This window comes from Stenotrophomonas sp. HMWF003, from assembly GCF_003061285.1.
Lineage (GTDB): Bacteria > Pseudomonadota > Gammaproteobacteria > Xanthomonadales > Xanthomonadaceae > Stenotrophomonas > Stenotrophomonas maltophilia_AP.
The window spans coordinates 7,763-18,786 of sequence record NZ_QAIW01000234.1; the positions used below are offsets into that span (position 1 = coordinate 7,763).

The following is an 11,024-nucleotide window of genomic DNA, read 5'->3' on the forward strand; positions in this document are numbered from 1 at the left end:
GCTGAAGCGCGTGCCCAGCGCCCGCAGCATTCCCTGCGGCGTGGCCACCCGGAAGGGGCGCGCTGGCCGCTGCGGATCGATGGCGGTGTCGATGTGGATCTCGCCCTGGCGCAGGCGCACCAGACGTTGTTGCCCATCGAAAGCCACGTCCACCGCGCTGGCCGTGGCCAGGTGCAGCACGCTGCCATCGTCCAGTACCACGCGCCGCCGCTCGCCGACGGCGGTCCGCACGCTGGCGTCCCATGCGGCCTGGTCCCACAGCCGCCACGCCAGCAGACCGCCCAGTGGTGCCCCCAGCAGCACCCCGACCACGCTGCGCAGCACTGCGCGGCGGCCGCGGGAGACCGGTGCCTGTAACGCACGCTGGGCAAGCGGGGCAGGCACCTGCGCGGTCAGCGTCATCAGCTGTTCGGCGCGCTGCCAGGCACGGGTGTGGTCGGGGTGGGCGTCGTGCCAGTGCCGCCACTGCTGATGGACGGCGACGCTGGCGTCTTCGTGCAGGCGCATCATCCACTCGGCCGCCTGCTCCAGCACCGCGGGCGACAGCGCAGCAGGCTGGACCGGCTCAGGGTGCATGCAGCAGGCAGCCCAGCAGGGCGCGTTTCATGTGTCGCTTGACGGTGGACAGGGACAGGCCCAACCGGTCGCTGATGGCGTCATAGCGCAGGCCGTCGAACTGAGCCAGCACGAACACGCGGCGCGCCATCGTCGGCAGGCCGTCCAGCATGGCGTCGATCTGCTGAAGCGCTTCGCGCACCAGCGCCTGTTCTTCCAGGGAGGGCAGGACGGCCTCGGGAAACTGGGCCAGATACTCCAGGTACGCCCGCTCCAGCGCTTGGCGCCGGAACCAGTTGGCCGCCAGCCCGCGCGCCACCGTGGTCAGGAACGCGCGCGGCTCCCGCAGGGCCGCCAGGTCACGGTCCTGCAGCAGGCGCGCGAAGGTGTCCTGGGTGAGATCGGCCGCGGTTTCCCGGCAGCCCACGCGGCCGCTCAGCCAGCCGTGCAGCCAACTGCGGTGGTCCCGGTAAAGGGCGCCCAGGTGCTCGCGTTGTGCCTGCATGGGATGCCTTGGAAATGCGGACGCCACGCCGCGTCCGAGTCGATGGGAATGAGAATGATTCGCAAGTATGGCAATACGGAGGCTGTATTGCCAGTGCCGGTTTGTCTTGAATCACTGCGCGACAACCGCATATCCGTTACATCTGCCAGCCACGCTGGCCATGACATGAAAGAGGAATTCCCCATGCGGATGGACAAGCTCACCTCGCGTTTCCAGCAGGCGCTGGCAGACGCCCAGTCGCTGGCCGTGGGCCGCGACCACAACATCATCGAACCGGTGCACGTCTTCACCGCGCTGCTGGACCAGCAGGGCGGCAGCACGCGCCCGCTGCTGTCCCAGGCCGGGGTCAACGTGCCGGTGCTGCGCGAGCGCCTCAACGAGGCGATGGAAGCGCTGCCCAAGGTATCCGGGCAGGAAGGCAACCTGTCGATCGGCAATGACCTCAACCGGTTGCTCAACACCACCGACAAGCTGGCCCAGCAGCACGGCGATGCCTTCATTGCCAGCGAGTGGTTCGTGCTGGCGGCCCTGGACGACAGCGGCACGCTGGGCATGGCGCTGCGCGCTGCCGGTGCCGACAAGACCCGCATCGACGCGGCGATCGACAAGATCCGCGGCGGCGAAAGCGTGCAGTCGGAAAATGCCGAAGACCAGCGCCAGGCGCTGGAAAAGTACACCATCGACCTGACCGCGCGTGCCGAGAGCGGCAAGCTGGACCCGGTGATCGGGCGCGACGAGGAAATCCGCCGCACCATCCAGGTGCTGCAGCGCCGGACCAAGAACAACCCGGTGCTGATCGGCGAACCCGGCGTGGGCAAGACCGCGATCGTGGAAGGCCTGGCCCAGCGCATCATCAACGACGAAGTGCCCGAAGGCCTGCGCGGCAAGCGCGTGCTGTCGCTGGACATGGGCGCGCTGATTGCCGGTGCCAAGTTCCGCGGTGAATTCGAAGAGCGCCTCAAGGGCGTGCTGAACGACCTGGCCAAGAGCGAAGGGCAGGTAATCCTGTTCATCGACGAACTGCACACCATGGTGGGCGCGGGCAAGGCCGATGGCGCGATGGATGCCGGCAACATGCTCAAGCCGGCGCTCGCGCGCGGCGAACTGCATTGCGTGGGCGCCACCACGCTGGACGAGTACCGCAAGTACATCGAGAAGGACGCCGCGCTGGAGCGCCGCTTCCAGAAGGTGCTGGTGGGTGAGCCCAGCGTGGAAGACACCATCGCCATCCTCCGCGGGCTCAAGGAAAAATACGCCGTGCACCACGGCGTGGAAATCACCGACCCGGCGATCGTCGCGGCGGCCACGCTGTCGCACCGCTACATCGCCGACCGGCAGCTGCCCGACAAGGCCATCGACCTGATGGACGAGGCCGCCTCGCGCATCCGCATGGAGATCGACTCCAAGCCCGAAGAGCTGGACCGCCTGGAGCGGCGCCTGATCCAGCTGAAGATCCAGCGCGAAATGCTCAAGAAGGAAAAGGACGAGGCCTCGCGCCAGCGCCTGGCCGACCTGGAAAGCGACATCGATGCGCTGGAGCGCGAGTTCTCCGACCTCAATGAAATCTGGAAGTCGGAGAAGGCCACGCTGCAGGGCGCCACCAGGATCAAGGAGCAGATCGAGCATGCCAAGCTCGAGCTGGAGTCGGCCCAGCGCCGCCAGGATTTCGGCCGCATGAGCGAAATCCAGTACGGCCAGTTGCCGCAGCTGGAAAAGCAGCTGGCCGCGGCGCAGGAAGTGGAGACCACCGAGTTCAAGCTGGTGCAGGACCGGGTCACGGCCGAGGAAATCGCCGAGGTGGTGTCGCGCTGGACCGGCATTCCGGTCAACCGCATGCTGGAAGGCGAGCGCGACAAACTGCTGCGCATGGAGCAGATGTTGCATGAGCGGGTGGTGGGGCAGGAGGAGGCGATCAAGGTCGTGTCCGACGCGGTGCGGCGTTCGCGTGCCGGGCTGTCCGATCCGGACCGTCCCAGCGGTTCGTTCCTGTTCCTCGGCCCCACCGGCGTGGGCAAGACCGAGCTGTGCAAGGCGCTGGCCGAGTTCCTGTTCGACAGCACCGACGCGATGATCCGCATCGACATGAGCGAGTTCATGGAGAAGCACAGCGTTGCGCGCCTGATCGGTGCACCGCCGGGGTATGTGGGCTACGAAGAAGGCGGCTACCTCACCGAGGCCGTGCGTCGCCGTCCGTATTCGCTGATCCTGCTGGATGAGGTGGAGAAGGCGCACCCGGATGTGTTCAACATCCTGTTGCAGGTGCTCGACGACGGCCGCCTCACCGACGGCCAGGGCCGTACGGTGGACTTCCGCAACACTGTCATCGTGATGACCTCCAACCTGGGCTCGCACCAGATCCAGGACATGAGTGGCGACGACACGCCGGAGGCCTACACGCAGATGAAGGCCGCGGTGATGGGCGTGGTGCAGGCGCACTTCCGCCCGGAGTTCATCAACCGCCTGGACGACATCGTCGTGTTCCATCCGCTGGACAAGGTGCAGATCAAGCAGATCGCCCGCATCCAGATGCAGGGCCTGGAGAAGCGCCTGGCCGAACGCGGGCTGCGCATCGAGGTCAGCGACGCGGCTTTCCAGCTGCTGGGCAACGTCGGCTTCGATCCGGTCTACGGCGCGCGGCCGCTCAAGCGTGCGATCCAGTCGCAGCTGGAAAATCCGCTGGCGCAGAAGATCCTGTCCGGCGCGTTCGTCAGTGGCGAGGTGATCCAGGTCGATGCGGCCGAGGGCAAGCTGGTCTTCAACAAGGGCTGAGCCCGCATCGCGCAGCCACCCAAGGGTCCGGTGACACGCGTCACCGGACCTTTTTTTTGCGGTCGGCGACGCCCGACGCGCCTTACCAGCGGTACTGGTAGCCGCTCATCGCCCCCAGCTGGGTCTTGCGCTGCACGATCGGGCTGTCGGCGGCATCGCCCAGCAGGCGGTTGCCTTCCACGCCAATGAACCAGCTGCTGCTGACAGAGAGCGGGCGCACCCATTTCAGGCCGACCCCGGCGCTGGTCAGGCCGGCCGACGGGGTGTACCGGGCGAAGCCGCTACGTGCCGACTGCGCCGCGCTCACGCCGTACCATGTCTGCACATAGCCGGCGTCACCGTATGCGGTGGAGGCACGAACGCTGAGACTGCCACCGGCAACATCGAACAACGGCACCTCCAGCGACAGCTGGACCTGCCGGGTGGCCAGCCCGTTGTCACCGCGGTCCTTGTCCCTGGGCGCGTGCTGCACGCTGGCACTCAGCAGGGTCGGCCCGAGCGAGAGACTGCCATCCACACCCGCCAGCGCCCGTGTATGGATCTCACCCATGCCGCGAAGGTAGTCCGAGCCGCCCAGCAGCGCGTCCTTGTCGCGCCGGCTGCCGCTGCCGCCGAGGTAGGCGCGGACGCTGCCGCGCTCGCCCAGCGTGGTGCCCCAGCCCAGCCCGCTGCTACCGAGAAACCAGCCGCCCGGCGCGCTGATTTCAAACCCCAGCTGCGGCACGGCGGTGTATTCGTCGCTGCCGCTGTAGCGCGGCGCCACGCCGGCACCGGCCATCACCTCGAACCCCCAGCGGTCCGGGGTGGGGGTGGCGGCCTTGGCCGAGGTGAGGGTCATCAGGCTTACGGGCGCCAGGGCCAGGATCAGGCAAATGGAATTCATGCTTACTCTCTGCAGGGGAATGGACGCTGCAGTGGGAGGCCGGTGCGATCAAGCGCGATCCGGATGCGACTGCAGGGCTGGCATCTTGGCGATGCCGGCGCGGCCGTTCTTTCCCGATTTGTAGGAGAGTTGTAAGCAGATGTAACCGGAGCAGGGCGCGGTTCAGGCCTTCGGCATCGGCCAGCGGATATCCAGCCGCGCTCCGCCCAGCGATGCCCGCGCAACCCGCACCTCGCCCCCATGGCGTTCGGCGATGCGGCGCACGATCGCCAGCCCCAGGCCGAAGCCGCCGGTGTCCCGGCTGCGGCTGTCATCCAGGCGGGTGAACGGCTGCAGCACGCGTTGCCAGTCGGCTTCGGCGATGCCCTCACCATCGTCCTCCACGCGCAGTGCCCAGCAGCCATCGCCTTCCAGCACGCTGATCTCCACACGGGTACGGGCGTGTCGCAGCGCGTTGCACACCAGGTTGCTCAGGGCCAGTTGCATCAGGCGCGGCTCCATGCCCACCTGGTCTGGGCGGCAGCTGACCACGTGGAGCGCAATGCCCGTGGCGTCGGCCTCGCGCTGCGGATCGGCCAGGGCCTGTTCCAGCCAGGGGCGCGCATCCACCTGCTGCCACGGGCGATGATCGCCGCGGTGTTCCAGCCGTTCGTAGGCCAGCAGCTCGCTCACCAGCCGATTGAGTTCGGCCAGGTCGCTGCGCATGCCGTCAAGCAGGGCCGGGCGTTGCGCGTCGCCCGCCTCCTCGACCAGGTCAAGCCCGAAGGCCAGGCGGGCGACCGGCGTGCGCAGTTCGTGCGAGATGGCGTGCGTAAGATCGCGCTGACCCTGCACCAGCTGGGCCACCTTGGCGGCCATCCGGTTGGAATGCTCCACCACCACGCGGATCTGCGAGCGCGGTGACACCTGCGCGCGGGCATGCAGTTCACCGGCACCGATACGGTCGGCATGCCCGCGCAGGATGTCCAGATCGCGCCAGAGCAGGCGCACCCACAGGTAGATGCTGGCCCCCAGCAGCGACAGGATGCCAATGTAGGCCAGCACCGTACTGTGCAGGGTCATGGTGACCTCGCCGGGCAGATGCAGGCCCAGCCAGCGGCCCTGGGGGCTGTCGATCGGCAGCAGCACGGTCTGGAACCGGTCGCGGACCACGAAGCCCTGCGTCCGCACGGCCGCCTGCTCCTGCGCGTCCAGGGGCGGAGCAGCGTCAAGCAGGGCCAGGTCGATCCCGTAGTGTGGTTGCCAGCGGGCCAGCTGGGCGTGCTGCGCCTCCACGCTGCGCCCGGCCAGGCCCTCCCGCAGGGTATGGACCTGGCCGCGCATCTGCTGCGCGAAGGTCGCTTCGGCCAGCGGCGAGTAGATCCGGTCCAGGAGCATGTTGAGTGCAAGCACCGACAGCACGAAGCAGGCCCCGGTGATCAGCCACAGCCGCAGGAACAGGCGGATCATCGGCTTACCATCCGGCCGGGCTGAACTGGTAGCCGCGCCCCCAGATGGTCTTGATCCGGCGCGGCTCGCGTGGGTCGTCACCGAGCTTGCGGCGCAGCTTGCCGATGCAGACGTCCACGCTGCGGTCCAGCCCATCGAAGCCGATGCCGCGTACCGCCAGCAGGATCTGGTCGCGCGAGAGGATCTGCCCGGGCTGGCTGGCCAGCACCCACAGAATCTCGAACTCGGTGGTGCTGAGGTCGATGCGCTGTTGGGCGTGGGTGACTTCGCGCTGCGCGCGGTCGATGCACAGGCTGCCGAAGCTGGCCTTGCTGCGGGTGGCGCCGCCGGGCTGCTGGCGGCGCAGCAGTGCGCGCAGGCGGGCCAGCAGCAGGCGCGGCTCGACCGGCTTGAGCACATAGTCGTCCGCGCCCGATTCCAGCCCCAGCACCTGGTCCACGTCGTCTTCGCAGGCGGTCAGGATCAGGATCGGCACATCGGAAAACGCGCGGATCTGGCGGCACACTTCGATCCCGCCCATGCCGGGCAGCATCAGGTCCAGCACCACCACCTGCGGCGACAACCGGTGGCAGGCCTCCACGGCCAGATCACCGCGATGCACCGGCACCACCGCGAATCCATGCTCGCCCAGGTAACGCTGCACCAGCTCGCCAAGGCGACGGTCGTCTTCCACCAGCAGAACCTGCGGCAACGTGGGCGGCAGGCTGTCGGGCATCCATTGCACTGCGGACATCGTCCGGGGTTCCTTGCCGGTAATGGGCGGCGGGTGTCGCCCTTGGGCGGCGCAGCCTAGCAATGGCCTGCCCCTGATCGCTGAACCTCGGGCAACGGTCACCATGCGCCGGCGTGCGGTGGCGGCATCGATGCAGATCACGACCGCCTCTAAGCCCATGCGCAATGGGCATGAGCGGGCGCGTGCATACGCGCGCTGCTCGGGTATCGTCGGCGTTCAACCGGAGGAGGCGCGATGTCAGAGCACGGCAGTCCCGAGCAGGCCCCAACGCCGCCGCAGTGGCGTGCGGAAACCATTGCCGTGCACGGCGGCTACAAACCCGACCCCACCACGCGCGCGGTGGCGGTGCCGATCTACCAGACCGTGGCCTACGCCTTCGACGACACCCAGCATGGCGCGGACCTGTTCGACCTGAAGGTGCCGGGCAACATCTACACCCGCATCATGAACCCCACCACCGACGTGCTGGAGCAGCGCATCGCCGCACTCGAGGGCGGTATCGGCGCGCTGGCGCTGGCCTCCGGGCAGGCGGCCATTACCTACGCCATCCAGACCATCGCCGAGGCCGGCGACAACATCGTCTCTTCCAACGCGCTGTATGGCGGCACCTACAATCTGTTCGCGCACACGCTGCCGCAGTTCGGCATCCAGACCCGGTTTGCCGACTACAACGACCCCGAGGCGTTCGCGGCGCTGATCGACGACCGTACCAAGGCGGTCTTCGTCGAGTCGATCGGCAACCCGCGCGGCAACATCACCGATATCGAAGCGGTGGCGAAGATCGCCCACGCGCACGGCGTGCCGGTGATCGTGGACAACACCGTGGCCACCCCGTACCTGCAGCGCTCGTTCGATTTCGGCGCGGACATAGTGGTGCACTCGCTGACCAAGTACCTCGGTGGCCACGGCACCAGCCTGGGCGGCGCCATCGTCGATTCGGGCCGCTTCCCGTGGGCCGAGCACAAGCAGCGCTTCCGGCGCTTGAACGAGCCGGACGTGAGCTACCACGGGGTGGTCTATACCGAAGCCCTAGGGCCAGCGGCCTACATCGGCCGCGCGCGCGTGGTGCCATTGCGCAATACCGGCGCGGCGATTTCACCGTTCAATTCCTTCCTGATCCTGCAGGGCATCGAGACCCTGGCGCTGCGCCTGGACCGGATCAACGCCAACGCACTGGCGGTGGCCACGTTCCTGCGCGACCACGCCAAGGTCGACTGGGTGAACTATGCCGCGCTGCCGGACCATCCCGAGCATGCGCTGGTGCAGAAGTACCTGCGTGGCCACGGCTCGGGCGTGCTCACCTTCGGCCTGCCCGGTGGCCGCGCGGCCGGCGCGCGCTTCCTGGATGCGTTGCGGCTGTTCACCCGGCTGGTGAACCTGGGCGATGCGAAGTCACTGGCCACCCATCCAGCCTCGACCACCCATCGGCAGCTGGATGCGGCCGAGCTGGAGAAGGCCGGGGTCAGTGAGGACACCGTGCGGCTGTCGATCGGCATCGAACATATCGACGACCTGCTTGCCGACCTGCAGCAGGCGTTGGCGAAGGCGTAGAGGTGGTGCCCACGGCGGCCGGTGCGGGCCGGCCGTCGTGGGGTTTTTCCGGCAGAACCACGTTCTGCCTGGAGGGGCGCTACCATCCGGGTGACGGCCCTCCAACTGCGCAAGATCGGCCACGCGCCGTGGCGGGCACCGACGCATGCTGGACGTCACCCCGACACGGAGCCCGTCATGAGCCGCATTGCCCAGCTACGCCAACGCCACGGCATCGACCGTGTGATTGCCCACCTGCAGCAGTGCCTGCGTAGCGGCGAGCCCTTGCCCGACCTGGATGCGCTGGCCGCCATCGCGCACCAGTCGCCCTTCCATTTCCATCGCCTGTACCGCGCGCTGACCGGCGAAACCCCGGGGCGCACCGTGGCCCGCCTGCGCCTGCTGCGCGCGCTGCAGCTGCTGGCCCACGCCGACAGCCGGGTAACCGAGGTTGCGCTGGAGGTGGGCTTTGAAAGCCCGCAGGCGTTGGCGCGCGCGTGTCGGCAGGCGCTCGATGCCACGCCCAGCGCGCTGCGCGACGATGCGGCGCTGCGCGCCCACTGGCAGCACCGGCTGTCGTTGCCTGCCGGCGACGGTAACGACGACACGACCCCGCTGCAGGTGCAGGTGACCGCGCTGGAGCCGTTCGACGTGGTGGTACTGCGCACGCGGGGTGCCTTCGACGACCTCGACCAGGCGTTCGGGCGGGTGTATGCCTGGGCCGCGGAACAGGGCCTGGCCGACCACCTGCAGGCGCTGGTGGGCATCGCGCTGAACGACCATCGCGATGTGCCGGCCGATGCGTGCGAATTCGAATGCGGCATGGGCTTTGGCCGCGCCCTGGCCGACCTCCCGGCGCCCTTGCGCGCGCTGACCCTGGGCGGTGGCGCGTATGCCGTGCTGCGCCATGTGGGCCCCTATGGCGGGTTGGAAGCGGCCACCGACGCACTGCTGCGCCAGTGGCTGCCCGACAGCGGCCGCGCCCTGCGCGATGCGCCGCTGTACTACCACTATCTGGATGATCCCGAAGACGTGCCCGAGGCGATCCTGCGCGCGGACATCTGCGTGCCGCTGCGCTGACCGGACGCAACGTCGGTACGCGGTGCCGGCATGAAACGCAGCCACCCATGGGGTGGCTCTACCGGGGATACATCAATGCGGCGGTGTGTTGTGCATCGACGGGGTGATCGTGGCGCACCGGCGTGTCGGTCCCCGGCGTATCGACCTGGCGGTGCCTGCTGCACAGACGTACCGGGGGTAGAGCCACCCCATGGGTGGCTGCACGGGATGCCGGAACCCGCATGTGATGCGTCAATGCGGCGGTATGTTGTGCATCGACGCGGCGATGCGTGGCGCACCGGCGTGTCGGTATCCGGCGTACCGACGTGGCGGTGCCTGCTGCATCGCCGCACCGGGGGTAGAGCCACCCCATGGGTGGCTGCACGGGATGCCGGAACCCGGATGTGATGCGCCAATGCGGCGGTGTGTTGTGCATCGACGCGGCGATGCGTGGCGCACCGGCGTGTCGGTATCCGGCGTACCGACGCGGCGGTATCCGGTGATGCGTCTATGCGACCCGCGCATGGCGGCGCGTTACACCACCGGGATGCTGTGCTTGCCCATGGTGCGGTACGGCGGGGTGGCCATGACCATTTCGGCCAGCGAATAGGCCAGCTCGCGCTCGGCCATCACCGTGCCGTCGGCACCGTGCTCCAGCAGGTGCTTCACTTCCGCATCGCTGTGCGCACGCGCCAGCAGGGTCAGGCCCGGGTTGAGCGCGCGCAGCTTGGCCAGGGTTTCGCCGGCCTCCAGCGGCTGCGGAATCGCCAGCACCGCGATCTTCGCGCGCTCGGGGTGGGCCTCGGCCAGTACCTTGTCCGAGGCGGCGCTGCCGCGGATGCCGGGCAGGCCGGCCGCGTGTGCTTCGGCCACGTGTTCCTTGTTGTCGTCGATCACCAGCACCGGCACGCCGCGGTCGCGCAGCACCTGCGCCAGCGCGCTGCCGACGCGGCCGTAGCCGATCACGATGGCATGGTCGTGCAGGTCCAGCGACGGGCCTGGCGGCAGATCCGTTTCCACCGCCGTCGGGGTGGTTTCCTGGTGCTTGAGCAGCCAGCGATCAAGCAGACCGAACACCACCGGGTTGAGCATGATCGAGATCAGCGCGCCGGCCAGTACCAGCGCTTGCCCGGTGGGCGGCAGAATCTTCAACGTCACGCCGAGGCCGGCGATGATGAAGGCGAACTCACCGATCTGCGCCAGGCTGGCCGAGATGGTCAGCGCGGTGCCGGTGGGGTGGCCGAACGCGCGCACGATCACGAACGCGGCGGCGGACTTGCCGAACATGATGATCGCCGCGGTGGCCAGCACCTGCCAAGGATGCTCGATCAGGATGGCCGGGTTGAACAGCATGCCCACCGAGACGAAGAACAGCACCGCGAACGCATCGCGCAGCGGCAGCGAATCGTTGGCGGCCTTGTGGCTCAACTCCGATTCGTTGAGCAGCATGCCGGCGAAGAACGCACCCAGTGCGAAGGACACGCCGAACAGCATCGCCGAGCCGAACGCCACGCCCAGCGCGATGGCCAGTACCGCCAGGG

The 11,024-nt window shown here is 68.3% G+C and carries 9 protein-coding genes; 3 read left to right on the forward strand and 6 right to left on the reverse strand.

The genetic code is table 11. The features are described from left to right. Together DBR34_RS21760 and DBR34_RS09645 are read right to left on the reverse strand one after the other, a co-directional pair. A partial coding sequence (locus tag DBR34_RS21760; protein WP_219928252.1) for a FecR domain-containing protein occupies window positions 1-576 on the reverse strand: 576 nt, incomplete at its 3' end. Then, the gene (locus DBR34_RS09645; RefSeq protein WP_128096622.1) at window positions 566-1,060 is read right to left on the reverse strand and encodes a sigma-70 family RNA polymerase sigma factor; all 495 of its coding nucleotides are present in this window, start codon (window positions 1,058-1,060) and stop codon (window positions 566-568) included. The genes DBR34_RS09645 and DBR34_RS21760, both read right to left, overlap by 11 nt. A gap of 183 nt (window positions 1,061-1,243) precedes the next feature. On the opposite strand from DBR34_RS09645, the gene clpB reads away from it, so the two are divergent. Further along, window positions 1,244-3,829 carry an ATP-dependent chaperone ClpB gene (gene clpB, locus DBR34_RS09650; RefSeq protein ID WP_128096627.1) on the forward strand — a complete coding sequence of 862 codons (2,586 nt, stop codon included), beginning with the start codon at window positions 1,244-1,246 and terminating at the stop codon, window positions 3,827-3,829. Window positions 3,830-3,911: 82 nt separating this feature from the next. Here the strand turns inward: clpB and DBR34_RS09655 are convergent, their stop codons facing one another. The 3 genes from DBR34_RS09655 to DBR34_RS09665 form a co-directional block, all read right to left on the reverse strand. Continuing rightward, the gene (locus tag DBR34_RS09655) at window positions 3,912-4,712 is read right to left on the reverse strand and encodes a MipA/OmpV family protein (RefSeq protein ID WP_128096623.1); all 801 of its coding nucleotides are present in this window, start codon (window positions 4,710-4,712) and stop codon (window positions 3,912-3,914) included. A gap of 162 nt (window positions 4,713-4,874) precedes the next feature. Then, window positions 4,875-6,161: an ATP-binding protein gene (locus DBR34_RS09660; RefSeq protein WP_128096624.1), complete on the reverse strand. Its 1,287-nt coding sequence runs from the start codon at window positions 6,159-6,161 to the stop codon at window positions 4,875-4,877. Between the two features lie 4 nt (window positions 6,162-6,165). Beyond that, complete coding sequence (locus DBR34_RS09665) at window positions 6,166-6,894, reverse strand: response regulator transcription factor (protein ID WP_308812526.1); 729 nt, start codon at window positions 6,892-6,894, stop codon at window positions 6,166-6,168. A 234-nt stretch (window positions 6,895-7,128) separates the two neighbouring features. On the opposite strand from DBR34_RS09665, the gene DBR34_RS09670 reads away from it, so the two are divergent. Both DBR34_RS09670 and DBR34_RS09675 read left to right on the forward strand, forming a co-directional pair. Further along, complete coding sequence (locus tag DBR34_RS09670) at window positions 7,129-8,445, forward strand: aminotransferase class I/II-fold pyridoxal phosphate-dependent enzyme (protein WP_128096625.1); 1,317 nt, start codon at window positions 7,129-7,131, stop codon at window positions 8,443-8,445. A 177-nt stretch (window positions 8,446-8,622) separates the two neighbouring features. After that, window positions 8,623-9,504 (forward strand): AraC family transcriptional regulator, encoded by an 882-nt coding sequence (locus DBR34_RS09675; protein ID WP_128096626.1) that lies wholly within the window; start codon window positions 8,623-8,625, stop codon window positions 9,502-9,504. 513 nt (window positions 9,505-10,017) lie between these two features. On the opposite strand, the gene DBR34_RS22520 is transcribed toward DBR34_RS09675, so the two are convergent. Beyond that, window positions 10,018-11,024 (reverse strand): cation:proton antiporter (locus DBR34_RS22520; RefSeq protein ID WP_258223788.1); only part of this gene is annotated, 1,007 nt, incomplete at its 5' end.

Excerpts from the sequence above, each read along its gene's own strand:
- DBR34_RS09645 (WP_128096622.1), bottom strand. The coding sequence starts at position 1,060 with ATGCAGGCACAACGCGAGCACCTGGGCGCCCTTTACCGGGACCACCGC.
- clpB (WP_128096627.1), top strand. The coding sequence starts at position 1,244 with ATGCGGATGGACAAGCTCACCTCGCGTTTCCAGCAGGCGCTGGCAGAC.
- DBR34_RS09655 (WP_128096623.1), bottom strand. The coding sequence starts at position 4,712 with ATGAATTCCATTTGCCTGATCCTGGCCCTGGCGCCCGTAAGCCTGATG.
- DBR34_RS09660 (WP_128096624.1), bottom strand. The coding sequence starts at position 6,161 with ATGATCCGCCTGTTCCTGCGGCTGTGGCTGATCACCGGGGCCTGCTTC.
- DBR34_RS09665 (WP_308812526.1), bottom strand. The coding sequence starts at position 6,894 with ATGTCCGCAGTGCAATGGATGCCCGACAGCCTGCCGCCCACGTTGCCG.
- DBR34_RS09670 (WP_128096625.1), top strand. The coding sequence starts at position 7,129 with ATGTCAGAGCACGGCAGTCCCGAGCAGGCCCCAACGCCGCCGCAGTGG.
- DBR34_RS09675 (WP_128096626.1), top strand. The coding sequence starts at position 8,623 with ATGAGCCGCATTGCCCAGCTACGCCAACGCCACGGCATCGACCGTGTG.